Below are 25,332 nucleotides of genomic sequence, written 5' to 3'. Positions count from 1 at the left end.
CTCGCGGGACAGCTCCTCCAGGCCGGACACCCGACGATCACATCATCTGCACGCCGGTTGATCAAAGTGACGGACCGTCACGCATCCGACCGAACCCTTACACCGCGCGCACGACCTGAATACTTACGTTGAGACACTAACAGAGATCCTTTCCTCGTGACAATGATGATTCAATTCATCCAAAAGGATTACGGTGCATCGTTCTCTGGTATTACTCCCGGCCGACAGGTGGCGCCACCGGCCGAATGGCGTTCGAAGGATGTGCGCACACGGCCACCCGCCGTCCCCGGTGGTCGCGGGATCGCGGCCGGCGGGTTCCCCACCCCGTGCTCAGGACCGTTCTTCGGGGGATCCGAGCCGTTGACCACGGTGCGAAAGGGCAGGCATCGGCCGGTCCCTCACCCAAGGTGATCAACCGGCCACACCGGCCCGCCCGCATTGGAATCCTCGCGTTCCGCGCCGTTGGTTGACAGACTCGATAGCCCTGGTTTTTCATGGTTTAGTCCACGAGCATCCGGGGGTTCTCTTGGCTTCTCATGGCGGTGGCTGTTGGTCACCAGGTATGAATCGTTAACCGGAATTCGACGGTCGCTGGTCGCCGCGCCGCATGCGATATTCATGGGACTGCTGGAGTCCCGGCCATTGGTGCAGGTGATGTTCCTCAGCCGTTTCCTGGCCGGGGCCGCGCTCACCGGTCGCGTGGGCGCGCACGTTGTCTCGGTCGCCGCCGGAGCCGTGGCGTGGTCCGCCGCCGCCGTCGCCGTCTACGTGTTCAACGGGATCATGGATGTCGCCGAGGACCGGGGGAACGGCTCTCGGCGCCCCATCGCGTCCGGGCGCCTGTCGCGCGCGAACGCGACGGCCTTCACGGGCTGCGCCGCCGCCTTGGCCCTGGCAATCGGCACGACGGCGGGGATCACCGTCCACGTGCTGCTCTTCCTCGGCCTGGGCTACCTCTACTCCGGTCCCCCGCGGGCGGCCAAGCGGGCGGGGGCGGCCGCCTGCGCCGTGATTGCGGCCCTCGGCCTGGCGACCTTCTGGGCGGGAGCGCGGGCAGCGCACGGACACAGCGCCGCCGTCGTCGTGTTCGGCCTCGTCATGTCCGGCTGGATGGGGTTGGTGGGCGCACTGGCCAAGGACATCGCCGACGTGCCGGGCGACGCTCTGGCCGGGCGTCGCACCTTCGCGGTCCGGTACGGGATCACCCCAGTCGCCCGATGCGCCGCCGCCCTCGCCGTCGCGGTCGCGGTGGCGGGTGACGCGGCGGCCGCCCTGACGGCGCCCGTCCTGCTCCCGTCCATGCTGATCCTCACGCTGGGAGCGTGCAGAGTCGCCGGCGACTGCCGCTCTCTCGCGGGTGAGACGCCCCGGAACCCGTACCGCAGTTTCATGGCCACCCAGTACGCGACCATTGCCGCGCTGGGAATCACGTTGTTCACGCGTCATGCCATCTGAGTGAGGATGACCGCGCTTACGCCCGTTGATCTTTCTACCTGCGTCGTAGCAGTGGGAGTCGCGGCCGACGGTGTGGCGCCCTTGACGCTGTGTGACGCCCACCACCGAGAACCACCGATTACCGCGAGATCCGTTATGATCGACACACATCTCCACAAAAGGTTCGGGCCAATGGTCGAATACGCGATCTGTTCGAGGCGAAGAGATATCTGTGACCGGCATCGTCAGCGAGCGCATCGACCAGATCCTCGGCCTCTACGAGAAAGCGCTGCGCGACGCCGACAGCCCGCTCGTCACCACGGCCGACCGCTGGCATCAGGCCCGCCGCCAAGCTGAGGCGATCTTGAGCGAGTGCGTACGCGTACTCGATCCCACCGCCACGGAACCATCCGATCCGCACGTCCCGACCCGCGAACTCGGCATCAGTCGGGCGCACGAGCAGATCCTCGTCGCCGACTCCATCCGCGCCGCCACCTTGCTGTGGCGCGCGGCCGTTCCGGTCCTGCGCGAGGTCCTGACGACGGAGATCCCCGAAGGCCGCGAGCGCCTCCCGGACGTGCTGGAAGCGCTGTACGAGGCGATCAGCATCCGGCTCTACATCGGCAGCGTGGCGCACGAGCATGTCCGGCTTGCCGGCCGCCCATCCGGCTCCGGAAGAGACCACCGAAGTGTGTCCGGACCCGTCGCCGGCCCGGAGGACATCACGGAGCGCGAACGGGAGGTGCTGAAGTGCGTGAGCCGGGCGCTCTCCAATCGCGAGATCGCGAAGGAGCTCGCGATCAGCGAGGCCACCGTGAAGGCACACCTGCGGAATATCTTTCGTAAGCTCGCCGCCACGTCGCGGGTCGACGCGCTCAACAAGGTCGGCCTCGTACCGCAGCCGCCGCTTGAAGGATGAAATCAGATCAGGCTCAGTGCTGTTTCCCAGGCAGGCGGGGGCCGCTGCGCTCGGGTCGCAGCTTGTCCACATGTGCTCCGGGACGACGTCCGCCGCCGACCTACACGACGCCTTCAAGTAGATCCGCGGGCCCGTGCCGCCGATACGGAAGCGACCACCCCACGACCGCACGCGTGGGGGACAGCCTCGCTGCGCTGGAAATCTGAGGACCTGCCGCCCGCAGCGCGGTGTACTACTACCGCGCAGGTCGAACTCGGGCGGAGCTTACAGGCGGCGCGGTGTCGCGGAGCCTGGCCGCGCAGCGGACGAGTGATGCGACCGCCAATGAGCGGCTGCTGGGCGGCCACGCGATCACCGTGGTGACGTCCGGCGCGTCGACGACGGGCACCGCGACGTGTTCGGGCCACTGCCAGGCCCGGCTGGAGGCGGGGATGACGAGCAGTGTCCTGCCGAGCGCCACGAGCTGGGCGAGCTGCGACTGGGTGTGCACCTCCGGTCCGGGTCCGTCCGGGTAGGAGCCGTCGAGCCGGGGCCATCGGGCGATCGGCAGGTCCGGCACGTCGCGGACCTCCGCCATGGTGAGCTGATCGCGGGACGCGAGCGGATGCGCCGCGGGAAGGATCGCGACCTGGCCTTCGACGTGGAGGTCCTCGGTGTCGAACCCGGCGAGGTCGTCGTACGGCCGGTGCACGAGTGCCACGTCGGCGCGTCCGTCGCGGAGCAGGCCCGCCTGCTCGCCGACCTCGCACAGGAAGACCTCGACCGGTACCGCGCCGGGCTCTCTCGCGAACGCGTCGAGGAGCCGTTGCAGCAGCTCATGGGATGCCCCGGCCTTCGACGCGAGCACCAGCGGCCGCTTCGGGTCCCCGGCCCGCCGCGTCCGGCGCGCGGCGGCCGCCACCGCGTCGAGGGCCGTACCGGCCTCGCGGAGCAGCACCCGGCCGGCGTCGGTGAGCGCCACTCCGCGCCGGTTCCGGTCGAGGAGCTGGACACCGAGCCGCCGCTCCAGTTGGCCGATCGCGCGGGAGAGCGGCGGTTGTGCGATCCCGAGCCGGTCGGCGGCGCGTCCGAAGTGCAGTTCCTCGGCGACGGCGACGAAGTACCGGAGCTCGCGGGTCTCGAGGTCGTCCACGGGCGGAGCCTACCGGCTGATACCCGCCGAGTATCACAGCCCACTCACACGGTGTTGGACGACGAGCGTGCGGCTCGCGAGCATGGATCGCGTGAACGACAGGAAGACCGCGCTGGTGACCGGCGCGAACAAGGGGATCGGCTTCGCCGTCGCACAGGGTCTCGGGGCGATCGGCTTCACGGTGGCGGTGGGCGCGCGCGACGATGTCAGGCGCAAGGAGGCCGTCGAGCGGCTGCGTGCCGCAGGCGTCGACGCGTTCGGGGTCGCGCTCGACGTCACCTCCGAGGACAGCGTCGCCGCGGCGGCGGAGACGATCGAGCGCACGGCGGGCCGGCTCGACGTGCTCGTCAACAACGCGGGCATCTCCGGCCGGATGGACGGCGGCGCGCAGGATCCGACGACGCTCGACCTCGACGTCGTGCGCACCGTCCTCGACACGAACGTTTTCGGGGTCGTCCGGGTGACGAACGCGATGCTCCCGCTGCTCCACCGCGCGGACTCACCGCGCATCGTCAACGTGTCGAGCAACATGGGCTCGCTGACGCTGCAGACCGGCCCGATCCTGGCCGCGTACGCGCCGTCGAAGACGATGCTCAACGGCATCACGACCCAGTACGCCCGCCGGCTCGCCGACACGAAGATCATCGTGAATGCCTGCTGCCCGGGCTACGTGGCCACCGACTTCACCGGCTTCAACGCGCCGCGGACGCCCGAGCAGGGCGCCGCGATCGCGATCCGGCTCGCCACACTGCCGGACGACGGCCCGCGCGGCGGCTTCTTCGACGACGAGGGCGTCGTCCCCTGGTGATCTCCGGACGTACGGGGAAACCGCATCGGAGTGGTCATTCGCATCGGCCCCCCTGATGGGGGCCGGTTCGGGCTGACCGTCACCACGGAAGGCCAACACGTCTGGCTCGACCGGCCGGACGACGTCATCCGGTGGGCAGCGGCCGGTAGGCGACCCCCGTTCCTCCTCGTGAAGGCGGCTACTTCCCTTCGGGCACCTGGTCCTTGATCTCGTCGTAGCCGGCCTTGGCAGGCGCCGCGGTCGGCGAGTAGATCACGCGGATCACGCCCGTCGGGAACGCCTCCGTCGCCGTCACTTTCAGGTGGTACGGCGCGTCGCCGTCGTCGAACAGCCTGCGGCCCTTACGCGCCGCCACCGGATGCACCAGGAGGCGCACCTCGTCGACCAGCCCCGCGGCGAGCAGTTGCTGCACGACGGAGATCGACCCGGGGATGAGGATGCCTCTGATGCCGGCATCGGCCTTGAGCGCGGCGGCGGCGTCGAGGAGATCGCCCTTGACCAGCTCGGAGTTGCGCCAGGAGAACTCCAGCGGCTGGCGCGAGACGACCACCTTGCGCATGTCTCCGAGCTGCTTGGCGAACGGCGCGTCGACCTCGCCCGCGGCCTCGCGGCCGGGCCAGGCGCCGGCGAAGCTGTCATAGGTCTCGCGCCCGATGAGCAGCACGTCGGCGGTGTCATAGTCCTCGGTGACGGCGCGGCCCATGTTCTCGTCGAAGTACGGGAAGTGCCAAGCGGGGTCGATCTCGACCACCCCGTCGGCCGAGATGAACAGCGTGGAGACGATTTTCGCCATCGTGACGATCCCTTCAGGTCAGGTGGCGCCGGCAGGCAGACCGGCGCAGCCTCCCGAACCTATCGGCCGCGACCGACAACACGTCTGGCTCGACCAACCGGACAACGTGCTTCGGTGAGAGACGCGACCCCAAGACCCTCATCGCGGCAACGCGAAGGCCGGCAGGGCCGGTGATCGGCCTGGTATTCGAGAGCAAGGTCTCGGTTACGTGGTAGGAAAGGTTTCCACTGTTTGCCGAGCTGAAGGCTAGCTGGAATATGGCGGAAATCTATATGTATGCCGACGAAACCGGCAATATGGATATGAGCGGATCGCCTGGAGCAAGTCTCTACTTCGGCTTCGGGACGGCCGTGTTCGGCGGGGAACACGGCCGGCAGGTGTGGGATGGGCTACGCCTGCGCGTGCGATCTTGAGAGGCGCGGCGTCAATCTGCCCAGGGGCCTTCACGCGAAAAACGACTCCCATGCCACCCGTGACGAGATGTTCGATTTGATAGGTCGCCAAAGACCGCGAATCGACGTCACCTTTCTCTGTAAGGCGAGGGCGCATCCGTCGATCAGGGAACGACCGCACTGGCTGTACAAGCTGGCGTGGTACTCACACTTCAGGGACGTGCTGCCGCTGGTCAGCGCGCCGGGGGATACGCTCTACGTGATCGTGGCCACGCTTACCACCAACCGGCGGCTCATGGATGCGCGTGAAGCGCTTTCAGATGTATGCCGTGAGTTGGCCGTTGATCGGGAGGTAGTGCTCTGCGTCTGGGACGCACAAAGCTCATGGGGGATCCAGGTGGCGGATTACGGCCTCTGGGCGGTGCAGCGGATTTTGGAAGGTAGACCCTGCAAATGGTTTGAGAGCCGAATCCAGCCCCATCTGGCTTCGATGTTGACTCCCTGGGGCACCGTATGAGTGAGGCCGGCTATCCCGGTCCCCCGGGAAGAAGTCCCCTGGACCTCTTGTCACCGACCACTATAAGTACACGTCACGGCGCTGTGTCCGTCAAGCGCTTCCGCATTATGGGCGGCAACTTCCGCAAGCATGCCTGGCGCGACGACCAGAGGAAGTTCATGGCCTCCGTAAGATGGGCGGTCGTGCGCTTATCGGACGCGGTGGGCGCCGGGGGCGGGGGTGGCGGGCAGGAACGTGGGCGGGGCCCAGCCGCGCTCGGCGTAGGCGCGTTCGACCGTCGTGCGGACCCGGTCCACCCGGTCGTCGGCGACGAGCGCGATGGCCGAGCCGCCGAAGCCGCCGCCGGTCATCCGCGCCCCCCGCGCGCCGCCGCGGACCGCGCTCTCGACCGCGACGTCCAGTTCCGGGCAGGAGACCTGGTACTGGTCCCGCAGCGACAGGTGCGAGGCGTTCAGCAGGGCGCCGATCTCCTGTACGGCTCCCGCGCGCAGCAGCCCGATGACGGCCTCCACCCGGTGGTTCTCGGTGACGACGTGCTGGGTGCGGGCCCGTTCGTCGCCGCTCAGCCGGGACAGTGCCCCGGCCAGGTCGGTGACGTCCCGCAGGGACGCGACGCCGAGGTGCTTGGCCGCGTTCTCGCAGTCCTGGCGTCGCCTCGCGTACTGCCCGTCGGCCAGTTCGTGGTGGACGCCGGTGTCGATGATGAGGATCTGCAGGCCGTACGCCGACAGGTCGAACGGAACGGCGCGGCTCGCCAGCGAGCGGCAGTCGAGGAACAGCGCGTGCCCTTCCCTGCCGAGCGCGGAGGCCGCCTGGTCCATGATCCCGCAGGGCATGCCGACGAACTCGTTCTCGGCCTTCTGGCACAGCCTGGCCAGCTCCATCGGCTCCAGGCCCAGGCCGTACAGGTCGTTCAGGGCGAGCCCGACCGACACCTCCAGCGCCGCGCTGGACGACAGCCCGGCGCCCGTGGGCACGTCGCCGTCGATCATGATGTCCGCGCCGCGGACCGGCAGGCCGGCGCCGCGCATCACCTTGACCACCCCGGCCGGGTAGCGCGCCCAGCCGTCGGCCCGGTCGAGGTCGTCCAGCGCCTGCTCCCCGCCGGGCGCCTGGAGGGACGCGATCCGCACCGTGAGGTCCTCGCGGGGGCGCACGGCCGCGGTGACGCCCCACGGCACCGCGAACGGCAGCACGAAGCCGTCGTTGTAGTCGGTGTGCTCGCCGATCAGGTTCACCCTGCCCGGCGCGTGCCAGACTCCGGCGGGTTCCTCGCCGTACGCCTGGAGGAAAGCACCAGCAACGCCCATAAACGCACACTCCTCGACATCCGCGGCCTCCCCGTAGGGTAGCGACCTTCGAGGCCGCCGACGTGGCGGGGCCCGGCTCGGGATGCCGAGCCGGGCCCCTTCCCCCCGTTGTGCGGGTGTCAGATCGCGGGCGCCTCCGCCCGCTCGTTCGGGACGCAGTGCGTCATCTTCAGGCCGGAGACATCGCGCGGGCCGTTCTTCCCGAGGCTGGACAGGCGCTGCCGGTCCTCGTCGGTCAGGTCCTGGCTCGCCAGCGGCTCCAGGTGCTTGACGTCGTCCGGCGTGATGCCGAGGCCCTCGCCGACGCGCAGCCCGAGGTCGTCCTCGACCAGCAGCAGGTGCCAGACCATGCGTTCCTGGACGGGACGCACGCACTGCGACAGCATGGTGACGAAGTTCTCCACCAGGTCGTCGCGCTCCCACTGCTCCATGAGCAGGTAGCGCTGGCCCGCCTGCCTGTAGTCGTTGGTCCGCGGGATGCGCTTGCGGGTGAGCCTGCCGACGATCTCCGGGCCCTGCTCGTCGTGCGTCGGGAACTGCGCCTCGCGCAGCCCGCCGGTGATCGAGGGCTCGTAGTTGACGTGCGGGTTCTCGCCCGCCTGGTCCTGCCGGTAGGTCATGAGGCCGTCGCGCTGGTTCGTCCGCACGTTGGCGTTCTTGGCCTGGTTGACCGGCAGCTGCAGGTAGTTCGGCCCGACGCGGTAGCGCTGGGTGTCGCTGTAGGAGAACGTACGGCCCACGAGCATCTTGTCGTCGGAGAAGTCCAGCCCGTCGACCAGGACGCCGGTGCCGAAGGAGATCTGCTCGTTCTCCGCGAAGTTGTTGCTCACGTTGCGGTCGAGGACCATGCGGCCGACGGGCTTGGCCGGGAAGATCTCCTCCGGCCAGACCTTGGTGTCGTCCAGCGGGTCGAAGTCCAGCTCGGGGTGCTCCTCGTCGCTCATCATCTGGACGAGCAGCTCCCATTCCGGGTAGTCGCCGCGGTCGATCGCCTCGCGGAGGTCCTTGGTCGCGTGTCCCAGCTCGTGGGCCTGGACCCGGGCGGCGTCCTCGGCCGTCATGCTGCGGACTCCCTGCCGGGGCATCCAGTGGTACTTCACGAGGTGGGTCTCGCCCTCGGCGTTCACCCACTTGTACGTGTTGACCCCGAACCCCTGCATGTGCCGGTAGTCCGACGGGATGCCCCGCGGGCTGAACAGGTTGACCAGCATGTGCATGGTCTCGGGCGTCTGCGACATGAAGTCGAAGATGCGGTTCGGCTCCTGCCGGAACGTCACCGGGTCCGGCTTGAGCGCGTGGATCACGTCGGGGAACTTGATGGCGTCACGGATGAAGAACACCGCGAGGTTGTTGCCGACGAGGTCCCAGTTGCCGTCCTCGGTGTAGAACTTCACGGCGAATCCGCGCGGATCGCGGGCGGCCTCCGACGAGTCCCGCCCCCCGATCACCGTCGAGAACCGCACGGCCACGTCGGTGCGCTTGCCGGCCTCCTGGAACAGCATCGCCCTCGTGAACCGGGCGATCGGCTCGTCGCCCCACGTCCCGTACGCCTCGAAGAAGCCGTACGACGTGGCGCCGCGCGCGTGCACCACCCGTTCCGGGATGCGCTCCCGGTCGAAGTGGCTGATCTTCTCCAGGAACTGGTAGTTCTCGAGGGTGGCCGGGCCGCGTGCGCCGACCGTCCGCTGGTTCTGGTTGTCGTAGACCGGGTGCCCTTGACGGTTGGTCAGCACCGGGCGCTCGTCTCCGGGCTCCGGCCCCCTGCTCGACACGTCCGTCATGGGACGGCTCCTCTCAGATCACGTTTGAACTGTTAGTCCTTGTCAATGCCTCCATATCCGGTTTTCGGCTGGGTATTCACGGGGACGGAGATCGGTCCGGCCCCGCCGGATACTGCCCGGCGGGGCGGCGGAGAGTGGTCAGCCCTTCACGCGCGGTTCGCCGCGGTAGGTGCCGAACGACCACAGGTTGTCCTCCGGGTCGCGGACCACGAAGTCGCGGGACCCGTAGTCGGTGTCGTACGGCTCCTGGACGACGCGCGCCCCCGCGGCGGTCGCCCGGGCGAACAACGCGTCCGGCTCGTCGGTCACGACGTACGCGCCGAACGTGCCGGGGGTGAGGTTCCACTTGTCGTCCGGCGTCTCGCGGACGCTGCCCAGCATGATCCCGCCGCCGGGCGGCCAGGAGAGCTGGGCGTGGCCGACCCGGTCGCCCTCGCCGTACACGGCGGTCTCCTCGAAGCCGAACGCCTCGACGAGGAAGGCGATCAACGCGCGGGCGTCCCTGGCCCGCAGCGTGGGCCAGACCTGAGGTGCTGGTGTGGTGTCGTTCATGCCGCCGAGTCTGGCCGTCCGTCCCCGGCCAGGGCTTGGACGTTTCGGAACGGCACCCCCTCTTCGGCCAGCCACCTGCTGGGGGAGCATCCGGCAAGGCTCCGGAACTCGCGGGCGAGGTGCGCCTGGTCGTAGAACCCGCACTCGGCCGCCGCGTCGGCCAGCGCGAGCCGCCGCCCGGACGCCGCCGCGCTCTGGAGCAGGCGGCGGACCCGGTCGAACCGGACGACCCGCGCCGCCTCCTTGGGGGACAGGCCGATCTCCTCCCGGAACCGGCCGTTGAGGTGCCGGGCGCTCCAGCCCGCCTCGCGGGCGAGACCGGACACCGTGACCCGGCCGCCGGCGGCCAGCATCCGCCGCCACGCCCAGGTCACCTCGGACGGCCGCTCCCGCGTGGGACGGGTGTGCCGGGACAGGACCGCGTCGAGGGCCGTGAAGCGCCCGCCCCAGCCGGGCGCCTCCAGCAGGCGCTCGCGCAGTTCGCCCGCGAGTGCGCCGAGGACGTCGGCGCCGTCCAGGTCGAGCCCGGACAGCTCCCCGGCCGGCAGGCCGAGCAGGGCCCGCGCGCCGAGCGGCGTGAGGGCGAGCTGGACCCCCGACTGCCGCCCGTCGTGCGTGACGATCGCCGGAGCGGTGTGCAACCCGCCCACCAGCGTGTCGTACGACCTCGCCGGAGTGCGGGGATCGGGATGCGCCGCGACGACGAGCGGGTCGTCGAGCGTGACGATCATGGTCAGGTACGGCGAGGGCAGGCCGCGATGCGTCCCGGGCGGGATGCCGGCGTCGCGGTAGCCGCTGTACCACGCGACCAGCGGACGCAGCGGGGGAGCCGGTCGCCGCCGGACGTACCGTGCCTCCTCCCGCTCGCCGCGTTTGTCGCCGGGGCCCGCTGCCCGCCGTGCTGATGAGGCCATCAACCGCTCCTCCCTCCCGCGCCCCAGTCTCCCCGAAGGGGAGCGCGTCAGCCATCGGCGCGTACGGCGGGCACCGCTGCGGAAGCGCGGCGCGGGCGGGTGGCCGCACCCGTCGTTCAGGTGATGCGGCCCCCTCGGCCTATGCGGCGCCTTCGGCGTCGAGGTCGCGGGCCAGCAGGTCCGCGAGGGCGGTGAGGGCCTCCTCCGCTCCCGGCCCTTCGGCCTCCAGGGTGACCACCGCGCCGTGCCCGGCCCCGAGCGTCAGCACGCCCAGCATGCTGTCGGCGGGGACGGCGTCGCCGTCGCCCACCCGGATGCGCACGGGCGCCGGCTGCCGCGCCGCCGCCTCGACGAAGATCTTGGCGGGGCGGGCGTGCAGGCCGGAGCGCGAGGCGACCGTCACTGTCCTTTCCGGCATCGCATTCCTTCCATGGCTCGATCTCCAGAGCTCGCTTTCCAGAGCTTGGTCTCAGGTCAGAGCTTGAGGGCCCGGCTTCAGGGCTCGATGGTGACTTTGATCGCGGCGCCGCGGGCGACGACGTCGATGGCGTCCATGACCTCGTCCAGACCGAGGCGACGGGTGATCAGGTCGGCGACCGGCACCGCTCCGTCGGCGATGAGCCGCAGGGCGCGGGCGTTGTGCGCCGGGCTCGATCCGTTCGCGCCGACGATGGTCAGCTCCCGGTAGTGCACGAGGTTGGAGTCGCAGGCGATGATCGGGTCGTCCTTCGGCAGCCCGCCGAAGAAGCTGATCCGGCCCTGCCGCGCGGCCATCTGCAACGCCTGCTGCTGGGCCGCCCCGGAGGCCGCCGCCGTGATCACCACGTCGGCGCCCCGGCCGCCGGTCAGCTTGAGCACCTCGTCCACGACGTCGGTCTCTCCCGAGCAGATCGCCGCGTCCGGCCGTACGAGCCCGGCGGCCATGGCGAGACGCTCGGCGTTCAGGTCGGCGAGGAACACCCGGCCCGCGCCGCGGGCGCGGGCGAGCCGCACGTGCAGGCAGCCGATCGGGCCCGAGCCGACGACGACCACGTCGTCTCCCTCGCCGACGCGGGCCAGTTCCTGCCCGTTGAGCACGCAGGCGAGCGGCTCGGCGAGGGACGCCTCGGCCAACCCCACCCCGTCGGGGACGCGGTTGAGCCCGTCCACGGCGAGCACCTTGGCCGGCACGACCATGTACTGCGCGAAGCCGCCGTCGTAGTGGTAGCCCATCGACTCCTGGTTCGGGCAGACCGTGCGGTGGCCCCGGCGGCACTCCTCGCACTCGCCGCAGGGGATGGCGGCGATCACCTGCACCCGGTCGCCCGGGCTCCAGCCGGTCACGCCCTCGCCGAGTTCCACGATCTCTCCGGCGATCTCGTGGCCCATCACCCGGGGCGGCCTGATGTGGTGGTGCCCGAACCGGTAGATCTTCACGTCCGTGCCGCACGTCGAGCAGTTGCGCACGCGGATCTTGACCTCGCCGGGGCGGGCGACGGGCTCGGGCACCTCCTCCAGCCGGATGTCTCCGGGAGCGTGGAATCGGGCGACTTTCACTCCGGGTCTTCCTCTCCGTCCGGTTGCAGCAGGCCGATGACCTCGTCGACCTCGGTCGCCGCGCGCAGGGCCGCGGCGCGGTCCGGGTCGAGCAGGATGCGGGCGAGCGACGACAGCAGCCGCAGGTGGCCGTCCCCGCGTGCGGCGATGCCGACGCACACCGTCACGCGCTCGCCGTGCCAGTCGACGCCCTCGGGGAAGCGCAGCACGCAGACGGCGTCGTGCCGGACCGCCTCCTTCGACGTCAGCGTGCCGTGGGGGATGGCCACGCCCTCGCCGACGTACGTCGAGATCGACCGCTCGCGTTCGAGCATGGCCTCGGCGTAGGTCCCGTCCACCGCGCCGACCTCCTGGAGGACCGCTCCGCACTGCCGGACGGCGTCCTCGACGTCCGCGGCGGCCGCGGCCGTCCGTACGGCGCGGGGGTCGAGGGGGAGCGGGGCCGTGGCCCGGTCAGCCATCGATCGTGCCCCCGTTCCTGATCGCGTCGACGACCCGCGTCACGGCCGGGTCGCCGATGAAGACCTGGAACGGCACGAGCGCGACGCCGGGGGCGCTCGCCCTGGCCCGGTCGGCGAGCCCGGCGTGGCAGACGACCACGTCGGCGTCCCCGGGGATCGAGTTGACCGGGGTGTGATCCACGGTGACCTCGGTGCCCTTGAGCTGCCTGCGCAGGGTGCTCGCGAGCATGACGCTGCTGCCCATGCCCGCGTCGCACGCCACGATGAGCTTGCGGACGTCCTTGCCCTGGATGCTGGACACGGTTCTACGCCTCCTTGGTGGCGGGCACGCTCTCGGCCGCCGTCTCGCCGGTTGGGTCGCGCTTCTCGGTGCTCGTGCCGTCGATGTCGTTCACGTGGCTGTCGTCCGGGTGGCTGTCGTTCGCGTGGCCGGTGTCGCCCGCGTCGGTCCGGATCGCGTCCGGTGCCGGTCCCTGGTCGCCGTTGGCGCGGCCGAAGCCCAGCAGGGCGGCGGCCACGGCGAAGGAGACGGCCGTCGCGACCACGATCCCGGCGATCACCCCGAACCAGCCGCCCTTCGGGGTCACCGCCATGTAGGCGAAGATGCTGCCCGGCGACGGCGTCGCCACCAGGCCGGCCCCGGTGACCAGGAAGGTGAGCACACCGGAGGCGCCACCGGCGATCACCGCGAGGATCAGGCGCGGCTTCATCAGCACGTACGGGAAGTAGATCTCGTGGATGCCGCCGAAGAAGTGGATGATCATGGCGGCGGGGGTGCTCGGACGCAGGGACCTCGGGCCGAACAGCAGGTAGGCGATCAGCAGGCCGAGGCCCGGGCCGGGGTTGGACTCCAGCATGAACAGGATCGACTTGCCGTGCTTGACCGACTCCGCGACGCCCAGCGGCCCGAGCACGCCGTGGTTGATCGCGTTGTTGAGGAACAGCACCTTCGCCGGCTCGATGATGACCGACGCGATCGGCAGGAGCGAGTGGGAGACGAGCCACGACACGCCGTCGCCCGCGACCTCGGTGACCTTCTCCACGATCGGGCCGATGGCGAGGACCCCGGCGATCGCCATGACCGCGCCGACGATGCCTGCGGTGAAGTTGTCGACCAGCATCTCGAAGCCGGCCCTGGTCCGTTCGGCCGTGAACCGGTCGGCGTACTTGAGGACCAGCGCGGCCAGCGGGCCGATGACCATCGCGCCGAGGAACATCGGCACGTCCGCGCCGACGACGACGCCCATGGTGGCGACGGCGCCGACGACCGCGCCGCGCTGGGCGTGGACCATCCGGCCGCCGGTGTAGCCGATGAGGACGGGAAGGAGGGTGCCGATGATCGGGCCGACCAGTTCGGCGAGTGTCTTGTTCGGTATCCACCCGGTCGGGATGAACAGGGCCGTGATGAGGCCCCAGGCGATGAACGCCCCGATGTTCGGCATGATCATTCCGGCGAGGTGGCCGCCGAAACGCTGGATCGTGGCCCGCACACCGGTGCCGTGGACGGTGGGGGTATAGGGCGTGGCCATGGACATGCTCCTTCCGGGCGACCGGCCTGGCGGGCCGGCTGGGGGGTTCTCGGGTCGCCGTCGTCCCCGGGCGAAGCGAGCGAAGCGAGTGGATCAGCAGGGGCAGAGCGGGCGGAGCGGGCGGGTCGGCGGGGCCGATGCGGTGGGCGCGGGTTCGGTGGACACGGGCTTCGGTGGACGCGGTCAGTAGGGGCAGAGCTGGCGGGCCGGGTCGGGGGAGCCGATCCGGACGTGCGTGCGGTCGATGTCGGCCGGACCGGGCATCCGGCTGCCGGGCAGGCCCACGGCCGCGCCGGCCCAGGCCAGGCCCTCGGCGAGGGCGGCGGCGCCGCGGGCCCCGGCGGCGAGGAAGCCCGCCAGCAGCGCGTCTCCCGCGCCCACGCTGCTGCGTGGCTCCTCGACCGCGCATTCGCCGTACCAGACCCGGTCGTCGTCCTCGACCAGCAGTGCGCCGTCGGCGCCGAGGCTGGTCAGGACGGACCGCGCGCCCATCGCGCGCAGCTTGCCGACGGCGTCGAGCACGTCGCCGACGTGGGCGATCGACGTGCCGGTGGCCTCGGCGAGCTCGTCGCGGTTGGGCTTGACCAGGGCCGGGCCGGCGCTCACGGCGGACACGAGGGCGGGGCCGCTGGTGTCGACCGCGAGGTTGATGCCGGCGCCGGCGAACCGGCGGCCCAGCCCGGCGTACACGTCGATCGGGACGCCCGGCGGGAGGCTGCCCGAGGCGACCACCCAGTCGGCCGACCGGGCGGCGTCGAGCACCGCGCCCGCCAGCGTGTCCAGTTCGGCGGGGGTCAGCGCGGTCCCCGGCTCGTTCACCTTGGTGACCGTGCCGTCGGGCTCGGCGATGGCGACGTTCGACCTGGTGGGGCCCTCGACCGGGACGGGGACCATGTCGATGCCCTCCGCGGACAGCAGGTCGAGGAGCCGGCGTCCCTCGCTGCCGCCGTACGGGATGACCGCGCAGGACCGCACGTCGTTGGCCAGCAGGGCGCGTGAGACGTTGACGCCCTTGCCGCCGGGGTCGAGGTGGGTGGCGGCGGCGCGGATGACCGCGCCGCGGGTGAGCGCGCCGACCTCGATCGTGCGGTCGAGGCTGGGGTTCAGGGTCAGCGTGAGGATCACGCGCGAACCACCTCCGGTCCGGCGGCGGCCAGCGCGGCGGCGAGGTCGGGGTCGATCCCGGTGTCGGTGATGACGACGTCGATCTCGCGGAGCGTCGCGAAGCGCGCGAGGTAGGTGGCGGAGAACTTCGTGTGGTCGGCCAGCAGGACGGCGCGGTCGGCGCAGGCGATCATCGCCCGTTTGATCGCCGCCTCGGCCGGGTCGGGGGTGGTCAGGCCCTTGGCCACCGAGCAGCCGTTGGTCGCCATGAACGCCACGTCCACGTTGAGCTGCGACAACTGCTGGATGGCCCAGTCCTCCACGGTCGCCAGCGTCCGGCCGCGCACCCGGCCGCCCAGCATGAGCACGGTCAGGTTGGGACGGGTCGCCAGCATGGTGGCCAGTGGAGGCGAGTTCACGACGACGGTGAGCTCGCGGTCCGGCGGCAGCGCCTGCACGAGCCGGCTCGTCGTGGAGCCCGCGTCGAGGACCACGGCGCCGTCCTGCGGAAGCTCGGCCAGGGCGGCCTTGGCGATGCGTTCCTTCTCGGCCGTCATGACCTCGTCCCTGGCGGCCAGGGCGGGCTCGAATCCCAGGCGCTCGACCGGGATGGCGCCGCCGTGCACGCGCCGCAGGACGCCCGCGCGCTCCAGCGCGGTCAGGTCGCGGCGGATCGTCTCCGTGGTGACGCCGAATCGGTCGGCCAGCGTCACCACGTCGACCCGGCCGGCGTCCCGCGCCACCCGCAGGATCTCCTGCTGCCGCTCCTCGGCGTACATCGTGTTGGTTCACCACCGTTTCGATGTTGTTTCGTATTTGTTTATACCCGGCTGTGTTGGAGGGTCAAGAGTGGTGCAGATCACGAAAAGGGCAATACGCGGAGAAGTCCCCTGCGTGTCGGCCTCTCCGGCGGTCTCGCACCCTGGGCCGCCCGTGTCACGTCTCGTGCCTCCGGCGCGTCTCTATAGGGGAGGCGGAGACAAGGAGGCCAGATGCCCGCGGTGACCGAGGGGCAGCCCGCGCCGGTCGCCAGTTTCGAGAGCAGCCGCGAGCTGCTCTTCGGGGTGGCGTACCGGGTGCTGGGCAGCGTGACCGACGCCGAGGACGTCGTCCAGGAGGCGTGGCTGCGGTGGGACCGCGTCGACCACGCCAGGATCGCCGACCCACGGTCCTTCCTCGTCCAGATCACGACGAGGCTCGCTCTCGACCGGCTGCGGTGGGCGAAGGCCCGCAGGGAGGCGTACGTGGGGCAGTGGTTGCCCGAGCCGCTGCCGACCGGGCCCGCACTCGAGGACGGCGCGGAGATCGCCGACTCGGTCTCCGTGGCCATGCTCGTGGTGATGGAGACCCTCTCCCCGCTGGAGCGGGTGGTGTTCGTGCTCCGGGAGGCGTTCGACTTCTCCTTCGCCGACATCGCGGTGATGGTCGGCCGGTCCGAGGCCGCGGTGCGGCAGCTCGCCCGCCGCGCCCGCTCGCACGTACGGGAGAGGCGACCCCGGTTCCGGCAGGACCACGACGTCCGCAGGCGGGTGACGGAGCGCTTCCTGGCCGCCTGCCTGGGCGGCGACCTGCGGGCGCTGCTCGATCTGCTCGCGCCCGAGGTCACCTTGTGCATCGACGGGAACGGCCGCCGCGGCGTGGCCAGGAACCGGGTCGAGGGCGCGGAGAAGGTCGGCCGTCTGCTCGTCCGCGGTCTGCGCAGGGTTCTGCGCCCGGAGAGCGCCGCGGTCGCGGAGACCGACGACATGGGGGACGACATCGGGAGCGGCTCCGTCGTGGACGTCAACGGCGGGCCCGCGGCGCTCATCACCGCGGGGGACGAGCCGATCGCCGTGATCGTGGTCGACGTCGACCTCGCCGCCGACCGCGTCACCCGGATCTGGATCATCGCGAACCAGGACAAGCTCGGGGGCGTCGAGGGCCGGCGACCCGGAAGACCCAGGCCCGTCCGCGCCGCGGGCTGACGGGCCGCGAGAGAAGCGACTTTCGTCATGACGGACAACGAGCACGAGACCGGACGTCCGGAGGGGTGGCCTGAGGGGCGCCCGCGCCCGGACCGGCGGACGCCCGCCCGCGTCCTCGGCACCCCCTTGACCGACGCTCCCTCAACCGGCGCCCCCTTGCCCGGCGCTTCGTCCGCGCGTCGGGACGCGGCGGACGAGGAGGCCGATCTTCCCGCCGTTCCCGGCGTCCCCGGCGTCGTTCCGCAGGACGAACGGACGGCCCGCAGGGCGGAGCGCGTCGCGGCGCTGTGCTTCCTGCTGGCGTTCGCCGCCCTCGTGGCCTTCCTCGTGACGTACGTCCGGCTCCAGGTCGGCGGCCTGAGCGCGACGGGCTCCTCGCACGTCGCCCTCGGCGGGACGCTGACGCTGGCGCTGCTGGCGCTGGCCTCGGGGATCGTGATCTGGGTACGCCAGATCATGCCGAAGTACGAGCTGGTCCAGCGGCGCCACCCCATGGCCTCACCCGAGGAGGTGCGGGCCGAGGTCGCGGCCACGTTCGTCCGCGGCGCCGCGGAGAGCGGCATCGTCAGGCACCGCCTGCTGCGCCGCACCCTGCTGCTCGCGGCGGCGCCGCTGGGCCTGGCGCCGCTGGTGCTGCTGCGCGACCTCGACACCACCGGCGCGCCCGCCGCGCAGCTCCACCGGAAGCTGCGGCACACGGTCTGGGGAGAGCGGACCGAGGACGGCAAGCCGCTGCGCCTCGTCGTCGAGGGCACCGGACAGCCGATCCGCGCGGCCGACTTCAACTCGCCCGGAGGCATCCTGTCGGTCGTCCCCCAGGGCTACGAGCACGACCTGAACGTCCTCGCCAAGGCGACGGTGATCCTCGTCAAGTTCCGTCCGGAGGAGCTGAAACCCGGCACCGATCCGAACTGGACCCACGACGGGATCGTCGCCTATTCCAAGATCTGCACGCACGTGGGCTGCCCCGCGGCGCTGTACGAGCAGACCACCCACCACATCCTGTGCCCGTGTCACCAGTCAACCTTCGACGCCGCCGACGGGGCCAGGGTCGTGTTCGGCCCCGCCGCCCGGCCGCTGCCGCAGTTGCCGGTCGGCGTCGACGAGGAGGGCTACCTCGTCGCACTGGGCGACTTCGCCGCCCCGGTCGGCCCCAGCTACTGGGAGCGTGGCGACGCGGAGGCGCGGGCCAGGGAGAACGGAGGCCACCTTTGAGTGAACTGAGAACCGTGCCCGAGCGCATCGCCGGGCCGGCCACATTCCTGGACGACCGCCTGGGCGCGGGCGGCTTCGCCAGACGCAACCTGCGCAAGATATTCCCCGACCACTGGTCCTTCCTCCTCGGCGAGATCGCGCTGTACTCGTTCGTCATCCTGCTGCTTACGGGCACCTTCCTGACGTTCTGGTTCAAGCCGAGCATGGGGGAGATCGTCTACAACGGCACGTACGCCCCGCTCAAGGGGGTGGCGATGTCCGAGGCGTACGCGTCCACGCTCGACATCAGCTTCGAGGTCCGGGGCGGCCTGCTCATCCGGCAGATCCATCACTGGTCCGCGCTGGTCTTCATCGGCGGCATGATGGCGCACGCGCTGCGGGTCTTCTTCACCGGCGCCTACCGCAAGCCGCGCGAGCTCAACTGGATCATCGGCGTGGTGATCCTCTCCGTCGCGCTGTTCGAGGGCCTGACCGGCTACTCCCTGCCCGACGACCTGCTGTCCGGTGCCGGGCTCCGGGTCACCCAGGGAGTGGTCATCGGACTGCCGGTGGTCGGCACCTACCTCAACTTCTTCCTGTTCGGCAGCGAGTATCCGGGCGAGGACGTCATCTCCCGCTTCTACTCGATCCACATCCTGCTCCTGCCCGGCCTGATCCTGGCGCTGGTCACCGCGCACCTGATCCTGATGTGGGTGCAGAAGCACACCCAGTTCCCCGGCAAGGGGCGGACCAACCGCAACGTGGTCGGCGCGCCCTTCTACCCGGCCTTCATGGCGAAGTCGGGGGCGTTCTTCCTGTTCACGTTCGCCGTGATCGCCGGGCTCGGCACGTTCGCGCAGATCAACCCGGTCTGGCTGTACGGGCCGTACACCCCCGCCGACATCTCGGCCGGCTCGCAGCCCGACTTCTACCTGGCCTTCCTCGAAGGGGCGCTGCGCATCATGCCCGCCTGGGAGGTCAACCTCTTCGGCACCTCGCAGGCCGGCACGGTCCCGCTCAGCGTGGTCATCCCCGCGCTGGTGCCGCTGGGGATCATCGTCGTCGGAATGGCCCTCTACCCGTTCCTGGAACGGTGGATCACCGGTGACCACCGCGAGCACCACCTCGCGGACCGGCCGCGCGACAACCCGCACCGCACCTCGATCGGCATGGCGGCCATCGCGTTCTACGGCGTGCTGTGGCTGTTCGGCGGCAACGACATCATCTCCGCGAACTTCCGCGTGAGCCTCTACACGACGACCTGGGCCGGACGGATCCTCGTGTTCGTCGCGCCCGCCCTGGCCTACGCGGTCACCTACCGCATCTGCCTGGGCCTGCAGCGCTCCGACGTCGCGGTGCTCACGCACGGCGTGGAGTCGGGGGTGATCAAACGGATGCCCGACGGCCGGTACGTCGAGGTCCACTCGCGGCCGGCGGAGGACATCGAGGCGCACCTGCGCGGCCGGGAACCGGTGCCGGTGCTGCCGTACGACGAGGCCGTGCCCCCCAGGGGCCTGCGCGGACCGATCGGCCGACTGCGCCTGCGGATGTCCAGGGCGTACGGCGGGGAGAAGGTTCCGACAGCCAACGGCGGCCCACACGGCGAGGACGGGCGGGCCGCTCTCCCGGACACTCTTTCAGACGGGCAGAACCGCGCTCTGACGCGCTGACCCGTCTCCGGGACCGATGTGGTCCGGGCCGGCCGGCCCGGACCACATTCGGCTGCCCAAGGGTGCCGTTCAGCGGTCCCGCTGCTCCGGCACCGGCCACCGAGACTCGGGCGGGTCGGCCGGGCGGATCTCGGTGAACAGCTTGAGCGTCACCGGCCGCAGCCGCTGCCACGCCTCGGCCGGCCAGCGCAGGCTCACCGAGGGGAACACGGTCTCCAGCACGATCTTCAGGTAGGAGCGGCCGGTTTGGGCGACCGGGACCTCCGTGCACAGGGCGGACACGGTCGCGGAGGTCTCCCGCCTGCCGAGCCGCAGCCGGGCGTTCCCCATGACCTCGTTGGGGGCGTGGCCGGTTTCGAGGTCCACCGACTCCCAGAAGAGCACTGGGGCCTCGTCCTCCTGCAGCCACGACGGATAGACCGGCAACGGCAGCTGCAGCGTGAAGCCCGCCAGCAGCCCGGGAGGGCTCAGATAGAAGGAGCCGTGGAAACAGGGCAGTTCGTGCAGGAGCCGGGGCCCCTTCGACGTCGTCATCGACAGCGTTCCCTCACTGGCGTCCATGGCGATCCGCCACGCGCTCGGATCGGCGTGGGACGCGTCCGGGACGAAGACCATCAGTTGTTCACCTCGCTGTGCGGCCGGAAGGCGGCACGGTGGGGAGCGGAAAGGTTCCGCCGGTTCGAGCCGCCAAAAGAATGACGTATCCCGAGGGCCGGAACGTGACATGCGCATTGCGCCGGTAATTCACCGCGTGGTCGCGTGTCACATTCCGCGGGCCGCGTTCGTCTTAATGGGAAAGGAGCGGTCCGGCGCTCCCGCGGGCCCCGCCGGGGCCGTCTGCAAAGGAGTGCCGGCCAAGGGGAGCCGGCAAAGGAGAGGGGGAGTAATTCTGGGCGTGGCGGTTCCGCCGGTGTAAATTGCGGGCGACGAGGAAATCGTCGAATCGGGCGGCGCAGGGGGTTGCGGCGCCGCGCGAAAAGGTGTCCGGCAGGGCGGGCCACGGGCGGCGACATACGGTTATCGGCCCGGTGGGCGGCGTCCGGAGATCGGACCACGACTGCGAGGAGAGCGCATGGAGCGTAATCCGGATGGGCCGGCCGAAGCGGACTGCGCGTTCCAGGCGTTCGAGGAACACGCCGCTCTGCTCCACGCGGTGGCGCGCAGCATGCTCGGCGACGGCGGGGAGGCCGCACGCGTGGTCGAGGAGACCCGGGCCCGCTGGCTGGCCGGTCAGGGCGACCGCTCGGCGGGGTTCCCGAACGCGCTCATCGGGCTGGTCGCCGTGCTGGCGCTGACGCGCCTGCGTGTCGCGCAGGCCAACGGCGAGGAGCACATCGGCCCCTGGCTGCCGGAGCCGCTGCGGGGCGAGCCCGATCTGCAACTGGCCGAGTCGGTCACGGCGGCCCTGTCGGCCGTGCTCGGCATGCTGGACCGGGACGAGCGGACGGTGTTCCTGCTGCGCCATGGTTTCGGGCTCTCGTACGCCGACATCGCCGCGGTGACCGGGCTCACGGAGGAGGCGGTGGGCGTGATCGACGCCAGGGCCAGGGCGCGGGTGCGCTGCGAGGTGCGCCCGCTCCGGCGGGACGCCGGCGGCTGAACCGCACCGAGGGGGCGGGCGGGGTGTGCAACTGAGGAGAACCCACAGTTACCACCCGCGCCCCTGCCACCCGCGGTCAGCGGCCTCGCTCCGTCAGCCCATAGAGGTTGCCGTCGTGGCCGCGGATCTGCGCCCACCGGCCGCCCTCCCGCCAGGGAGTGGCCTGCGGCGCCACGACGATCTCCACGCCCCGTGCCCGCAGGTCCCGGCAGGTGGCGTCGACGTCGTCGCAGTCGAACCAGCCGTGCGTCATCCGTCCGGCGCGGGCCTCCAGCGCCTCCAGGATCTCGGGCTCGACGGCGGCGAGGGCCACGCAGGTCTGCGCGCCCGGAGGGCGCACCTCCACCCAGCGGCGCCCCTCCCCCTGGGGGACGTCCGCCGCGATCTCGAAGCCCAGCGTCCCGGTGAGGAACTCCAGGGTCCTGCTCTGGTCGCCGACGTACAGCACGGCGAGCCGCGGATTCACGATCACGATGCCTCCCGGGTGTGTCACACGCTCTGCACCGAAAGCTGGCGCGGTACGGACGACGCGGCCACGGCCGGGTTGTCGGCGAGACCGAGCCGGACCTCCTTCAGGCGGACGGGGTCACCGATGACGTCGACGGACGCGATGCGGTCACCGGAGAAGGCGAACTCGAGGACGAGCTGGAGGCGTCCGTGCGGAGCGACCACCGCCCCCACGGCGCCGTTGACGAGAGCGGGCGAGGCGAAACGCGCCCTGCGGATGTTGGTGCGCGTCTCCTCGGCGACCGCCCGCGCGCCCCGCACCTCCGCCTGCGCCCTGACCTGTCCGCGCAGGGCGACGGCGTCCGCCCGGCGTACGACGTCGGGAGCCAGCACCGCGAGAAGGGCGTCGATGTCGCCGGCCCGGGAGGCGGCCAGGAAGGCGTCCACCACCACACGCTGCCTGACCAGGTCGGAGGAGGGGACGTCGGCCGTGTCGTGCACCCGGCGACGGGCACGGCTGGCCAGCTTCTTCGCCGCCGCCGGCGAGCGTTCCACGATCACGGCGATCTCGTCGAACGGCACGGCGAACAGGTCGTGCAGCACGAAGGCGGCGCGCTCGGCCGGGCCGAGCGTGTCGAGGACCACGAGCAGCGCGAGACCGACGGAGTCGGCCAGCACCGCCTCGTCCGCCGGGTCGGCGGTCTCCTCGTGGGGGGCCAGCATGTCGAGTTCGGTCAGGTCGGCGAAGTCCTCACGCCGGCGGCTGCGTGAGCGCAGCATGTCGAGACAGACCCGCCCGGTGATCGTCGTCAGCCAGGCGGTCAGGTTGTCGACGGAGCCGGAGTCGGCCCGGCAGGCGCGCAGCCAGGTCTCCTGCACCGCGTCGTCGGCCTCGTCCGCGCTGCCCAGCATGCGGAACGCGACTCCGCGCAGATGCCCGCGGGATCGGTCGAAGTGCTCGGCCAATTGGGCCTGGTCGTTCATCGGTCACCTTTCACCGTCGCGGTTCGTCGTATAGGTGGGGAGATGGAGAACGCACGTTTGACAAGGAGACGTCAGTGCCCGTACTGATTATTGTCGCCGGTTCGTTTGAACCAACGTGACGGGGAGGGGCACCGCGGGTGACCTCTCCGGCCGTGAAGCGCACCGGCCGGCTGCCGCCCGAGGTGCATACTATCCTCGCATCGACCGCTCATACTTTCGCGCCGTGCCGAAAATCGAGCACGGTGTCCGAAATCGGTGGCCGGTGAGACGCTGAAAGATGTGTGCCAGGGGCCCGCCGGGTCGTCCGGGGCCCAGCGCTCGGGTCTCGGGACGCTTATCGAAACGGTCATCCCTTACGGCAGGTACGGCTCTATGACGTTGGTCATGCCGTGCCATGCTTTTCGTTATATGTCGTGATTGCGATACCTCGACGACTTTTCCTGGTCCCGTCGCGGGCGGGCAGACCGATATCCAAATTATGGATGACTTGTCATGAATCTGTTCCCTTTGCTCTGGTATGGCAATCATCCGAACCATAAGCTGAGCGCAGTTGAGCTCCTGTGAAGAATTCGCCCCTGCCCTTGTTCCTTCATAGGAAGGCCCCGCAGTGACACTTCACACCGCAGCCGACACCGATCGCGAACTTGGAACTCGCCTTCCCGATGTGGCGGATCTGCGCCACCTGCCGTGGGAGATCGTGTCCGTCCGCGATCTCACCTCCTCGCTGTCGCCGCGGAGGCAACGTGAGGACCCGGCGCACGTCCGGATGCTCGCGGAGATGGATCGCGCCTTCGATCCGCTCCTTGTTCACCGGCCGACGATGCGGGTCATCGACGGCATGCACCGGTTGCGCGCCGCCGTGCTGAAGGGCAGGAACGAGATCGCGGTCCGGTTCTTCGACGGAAGCGAGGCCGACGCGTTCGTCCTGTCGGTCCGGCTCAACGTCGGCCACGGCCTGCCGCTGACGCTCGACGAGCGGAAGGAGGCGGCCGGGCGGATCATCGCCTCCCATCCGCACTGGTCCGACCGGATGGTGGCCGAGAGCGCGGGGCTGAGCGCCAAGACCGTCGGCGGCCTGCGCCGGCGGCTCGGCGGGCAGACGCAGTTCAGCCGCGTCGGCCGGGACGGGAAGTCCAGGCCGGTCAGCAGCGTCGAGGGACGTCGCAGCGCGGCCGCCCTGCTGGCGGCCAACTCGGAGATCTCCCTCCGGGAGCTGTCCAGGAAGACCGGACTGTCCCTGGGGACCGTCCGGGACGTACGCGAGCGGCTCGACCGCGGGCAGGACCCGATCCCGGATCGGCTGCGCGCGAGGGAGGAGACCGGCGGCGGCTCGCGAAGCGAGACGGCGCCGGCGCAGGACGCGGCGCCGCGCACCGGAGTGGTCTCGCGGGCGGCGCAGTCCCGTCGCCCCCGCGTGGAGAGCCGCCGCAGGGGCGAGCCGAGGCAGCCGGGCTGCCCGGCGGGGGAGGCGGTGGAAACGGCGTCCGTGCTGCGCAAGCTCGCGCGTGATCCGTCCCTGCGGGCGACCGAGTCCGGGCGGCTGCTGCTGCGGATGCTCCTGGCCACGGAGGTGGGCCCGGCCCAGTGGAAGGAGATCGCCGAGGCGGTTCCGGCCCATTGCATGCCGCTCGTGCGCGCCGTCGTGCTCAGGAGATCAGAGGAGTGGGAAAGCCTGGCGAACATGGTGCGCAGGGGTTTCCCGGGGTGATCGGAAATCAACGGAGGTGCTTCTGCGGAGAAGGCACAGGGTGAAATATCGCCATTAATCGGCATTGGTTTGGAGGGTTCATCGTGTCAGAGACGACTCACTTTCCGGGAACCGACGCGGAGGCCGAACTCCGGAAAATCAACCGGGCGACGGTCGAGCAGTACATGAACACCAGAGGCGAGGATCGGCTGCGGCGGCACCTGCTGTTCACCGAGGACGGCGTCGGCGGCCTCTGGACCAACGACACCGGGCAGCCGATCGCGATCCGCGGGCGTGACCGCCTCGGCGAGCACGCCGTCTGGTCGCTGAAGTGCTTCCCCGACTGGGTCTGGACCAACATCCAGATCTTCGAGACGGACGACCCGAACTTCTTCTGGGTGGAGTGCGACGGCGAAGGCGCCATCCGCTTCCCCGGCTACCCCGAAGGCCACTACCGGAACCACTTCCTGCACTCCTTCCAGCTGGAGAACGGGAAGATCAAGCTGCAGCGCGAGTTCATGAACCCGTTCGAGCAACTGCGCGCGCTGAACATCCCCGTGCCCGAGATCAGGCGTGAGGGAATCCCCACCTAGGTCACACCCGC

General features: G+C 70.6%; 26 protein-coding genes. 10 read left to right on the top strand and 16 right to left on the bottom strand.

What is annotated here, in order from left to right:
• Positions 1-618: 618 nt before the first annotated feature.
• Positions 619-1,455, top strand: coding sequence for a UbiA family prenyltransferase (locus HHX33_RS33350; RefSeq protein ID WP_182878052.1), 837 nt, complete (start codon positions 619-621; stop codon positions 1,453-1,455).
• A 211-nt stretch (positions 1,456-1,666) separates the two neighbouring features.
• Positions 1,667-2,353 carry a helix-turn-helix transcriptional regulator gene (locus HHX33_RS33345; RefSeq protein ID WP_310741629.1) on the top strand — a complete coding sequence of 229 codons (687 nt, stop codon included), beginning with the start codon at positions 1,667-1,669 and terminating at the stop codon, positions 2,351-2,353.
• A 235-nt stretch (positions 2,354-2,588) separates the two neighbouring features.
• Here HHX33_RS33345 and HHX33_RS33340 read toward each other — a convergent pair whose 3' ends face one another.
• Entirely contained in the window at positions 2,589-3,485 is an 897-nt protein-coding gene (locus HHX33_RS33340) for a LysR family transcriptional regulator (protein ID WP_182878051.1), read from the bottom strand.
• 82 nt (positions 3,486-3,567) lie between these two features.
• Between HHX33_RS33340 and HHX33_RS33335 the strand changes: the two genes are divergently transcribed.
• Positions 3,568-4,293 carry an SDR family oxidoreductase gene (locus tag HHX33_RS33335; protein ID WP_182878050.1) on the top strand — a complete coding sequence of 242 codons (726 nt, stop codon included), beginning with the start codon at positions 3,568-3,570 and terminating at the stop codon, positions 4,291-4,293.
• A 178-nt stretch (positions 4,294-4,471) separates the two neighbouring features.
• Here the strand turns inward: HHX33_RS33335 and HHX33_RS33330 are convergent, their stop codons facing one another.
• The gene (locus HHX33_RS33330) at positions 4,472-5,086 is read right to left on the bottom strand and encodes a dihydrofolate reductase family protein (protein WP_182878049.1); all 615 of its coding nucleotides are present in this window, start codon (positions 5,084-5,086) and stop codon (positions 4,472-4,474) included.
• Between the two features lie 612 nt (positions 5,087-5,698).
• On the opposite strand from HHX33_RS33330, the gene HHX33_RS35365 reads away from it, so the two are divergent.
• Positions 5,699-5,995, top strand: coding sequence for a hypothetical protein (locus HHX33_RS35365; RefSeq protein WP_220502462.1), 297 nt, complete (start codon positions 5,699-5,701; stop codon positions 5,993-5,995).
• A 188-nt stretch (positions 5,996-6,183) separates the two neighbouring features.
• Here HHX33_RS35365 and galK read toward each other — a convergent pair whose 3' ends face one another.
• From galK to HHX33_RS33270, 11 genes are all read right to left on the bottom strand, one after another.
• Positions 6,184-7,305 carry a galactokinase gene (gene galK, locus HHX33_RS33320; protein ID WP_182878048.1) on the bottom strand — a complete coding sequence of 374 codons (1,122 nt, stop codon included), beginning with the start codon at positions 7,303-7,305 and terminating at the stop codon, positions 6,184-6,186.
• 119 nt (positions 7,306-7,424) lie between these two features.
• Positions 7,425-9,086: a catalase gene (locus HHX33_RS33315; RefSeq protein WP_182878047.1), complete on the bottom strand. Its 1,662-nt coding sequence runs from the start codon at positions 9,084-9,086 to the stop codon at positions 7,425-7,427.
• A gap of 138 nt (positions 9,087-9,224) precedes the next feature.
• Entirely contained in the window at positions 9,225-9,638 is a 414-nt protein-coding gene (locus HHX33_RS33310) for a VOC family protein (protein ID WP_117410126.1), read from the bottom strand.
• Positions 9,635-10,552, bottom strand: a complete 918-nt coding sequence (locus HHX33_RS33305; protein ID WP_182878046.1) for a helix-turn-helix domain-containing protein — start codon at positions 10,550-10,552, stop codon at positions 9,635-9,637. The genes HHX33_RS33310 and HHX33_RS33305 overlap by 4 nt, the downstream gene beginning before the upstream one ends.
• A gap of 139 nt (positions 10,553-10,691) precedes the next feature.
• The gene (locus HHX33_RS33300; protein WP_182878045.1) at positions 10,692-10,970 is read right to left on the bottom strand and encodes an HPr family phosphocarrier protein; all 279 of its coding nucleotides are present in this window, start codon (positions 10,968-10,970) and stop codon (positions 10,692-10,694) included.
• A 77-nt stretch (positions 10,971-11,047) separates the two neighbouring features.
• Positions 11,048-12,088: a zinc-dependent dehydrogenase gene (locus HHX33_RS33295; RefSeq protein ID WP_182878044.1), complete on the bottom strand. Its 1,041-nt coding sequence runs from the start codon at positions 12,086-12,088 to the stop codon at positions 11,048-11,050.
• Complete coding sequence (locus HHX33_RS33290) at positions 12,085-12,549, bottom strand: PTS sugar transporter subunit IIA (RefSeq protein ID WP_117410130.1); 465 nt, start codon at positions 12,547-12,549, stop codon at positions 12,085-12,087. Before HHX33_RS33290 ends, HHX33_RS33295 begins: the two co-directional genes overlap by 4 nt.
• Positions 12,542-12,850 (bottom strand): PTS lactose transporter subunit IIB, encoded by a 309-nt coding sequence (locus HHX33_RS33285; RefSeq protein WP_182878043.1) that lies wholly within the window; start codon positions 12,848-12,850, stop codon positions 12,542-12,544. Before HHX33_RS33285 ends, HHX33_RS33290 begins: the two co-directional genes overlap by 8 nt.
• Positions 12,851-12,854: 4 nt before the next feature.
• Positions 12,855-14,078: a PTS mannitol transporter subunit IICB gene (gene mtlA / locus HHX33_RS33280; RefSeq protein WP_182878042.1), complete on the bottom strand. Its 1,224-nt coding sequence runs from the start codon at positions 14,076-14,078 to the stop codon at positions 12,855-12,857.
• Between the two features lie 183 nt (positions 14,079-14,261).
• Positions 14,262-15,203 (bottom strand): 1-phosphofructokinase, encoded by a 942-nt coding sequence (gene pfkB, locus HHX33_RS33275; protein ID WP_182878041.1) that lies wholly within the window; start codon positions 15,201-15,203, stop codon positions 14,262-14,264.
• Positions 15,200-15,961 carry a DeoR/GlpR family DNA-binding transcription regulator gene (locus tag HHX33_RS33270; RefSeq protein ID WP_117410132.1) on the bottom strand — a complete coding sequence of 254 codons (762 nt, stop codon included), beginning with the start codon at positions 15,959-15,961 and terminating at the stop codon, positions 15,200-15,202. The genes pfkB and HHX33_RS33270 overlap by 4 nt, the downstream gene beginning before the upstream one ends.
• Positions 15,962-16,174: 213 nt before the next feature.
• Here HHX33_RS33270 and sigJ point away from each other — a divergent pair, with 213 nt between their 5' ends.
• From sigJ to HHX33_RS33255, 3 genes are read left to right on the top strand one after another with little or no spacing between them, the layout of a single operon-like run.
• On the top strand, positions 16,175-17,146 hold the full coding sequence (gene sigJ, locus HHX33_RS33265) for an RNA polymerase sigma factor SigJ (RefSeq protein WP_117410133.1): 972 nt from the start codon (positions 16,175-16,177) through the stop codon (positions 17,144-17,146).
• 27 nt (positions 17,147-17,173) lie between these two features.
• On the top strand, positions 17,174-18,361 hold the full coding sequence (locus tag HHX33_RS33260) for a ubiquinol-cytochrome c reductase iron-sulfur subunit (RefSeq protein WP_182878040.1): 1,188 nt from the start codon (positions 17,174-17,176) through the stop codon (positions 18,359-18,361).
• A complete protein-coding gene (locus HHX33_RS33255; protein ID WP_396786272.1) occupies positions 18,358-20,010 on the top strand; it encodes a cytochrome bc complex cytochrome b subunit in 1,653 nt (550 codons plus the stop codon). The genes HHX33_RS33260 and HHX33_RS33255 overlap by 4 nt, the downstream gene beginning before the upstream one ends.
• Before the next feature lie 69 nt (positions 20,011-20,079).
• Here HHX33_RS33255 and HHX33_RS33250 read toward each other — a convergent pair whose 3' ends face one another.
• The gene (locus tag HHX33_RS33250; protein WP_182878039.1) at positions 20,080-20,625 is read right to left on the bottom strand and encodes a hypothetical protein; all 546 of its coding nucleotides are present in this window, start codon (positions 20,623-20,625) and stop codon (positions 20,080-20,082) included.
• Positions 20,626-21,082: 457 nt separating this feature from the next.
• On the opposite strand from HHX33_RS33250, the gene HHX33_RS33245 reads away from it, so the two are divergent.
• Positions 21,083-21,610, top strand: a complete 528-nt coding sequence (locus tag HHX33_RS33245) for a sigma factor-like helix-turn-helix DNA-binding protein (RefSeq protein ID WP_117410136.1) — start codon at positions 21,083-21,085, stop codon at positions 21,608-21,610.
• A 76-nt stretch (positions 21,611-21,686) separates the two neighbouring features.
• On the opposite strand, the gene HHX33_RS33240 is transcribed toward HHX33_RS33245, so the two are convergent.
• Positions 21,687-22,082, bottom strand: coding sequence for a VOC family protein (locus HHX33_RS33240; RefSeq protein ID WP_182878038.1), 396 nt, complete (start codon positions 22,080-22,082; stop codon positions 21,687-21,689).
• Positions 22,083-22,099: 17 nt separating this feature from the next.
• Positions 22,100-23,041, bottom strand: a complete 942-nt coding sequence (locus HHX33_RS33235) for a sigma-70 family RNA polymerase sigma factor (RefSeq protein ID WP_182878037.1) — start codon at positions 23,039-23,041, stop codon at positions 22,100-22,102.
• Positions 23,042-23,705: 664 nt separating this feature from the next.
• Between HHX33_RS33235 and HHX33_RS33230 the strand changes: the two genes are divergently transcribed.
• Positions 23,706-24,749, top strand: a complete 1,044-nt coding sequence (locus HHX33_RS33230) for a winged helix-turn-helix transcriptional regulator (RefSeq protein ID WP_310741628.1) — start codon at positions 23,706-23,708, stop codon at positions 24,747-24,749.
• 83 nt (positions 24,750-24,832) lie between these two features.
• Positions 24,833-25,321, top strand: a complete 489-nt coding sequence (locus HHX33_RS33225) for a PhzA/PhzB family protein (RefSeq protein WP_182878035.1) — start codon at positions 24,833-24,835, stop codon at positions 25,319-25,321.
• Positions 25,322-25,332 lie beyond the last annotated feature (11 nt).

It is taken from the genome of Microbispora sp. H10670, assembly GCF_014161385.1.
Classification (GTDB): domain Bacteria; phylum Actinomycetota; class Actinomycetes; order Streptosporangiales; family Streptosporangiaceae; genus Microbispora; species Microbispora triticiradicis.
The sequence above is the reverse complement of the archived record's forward strand: the minus strand, read 5'-3'. Positions and strand labels throughout refer to the sequence as shown.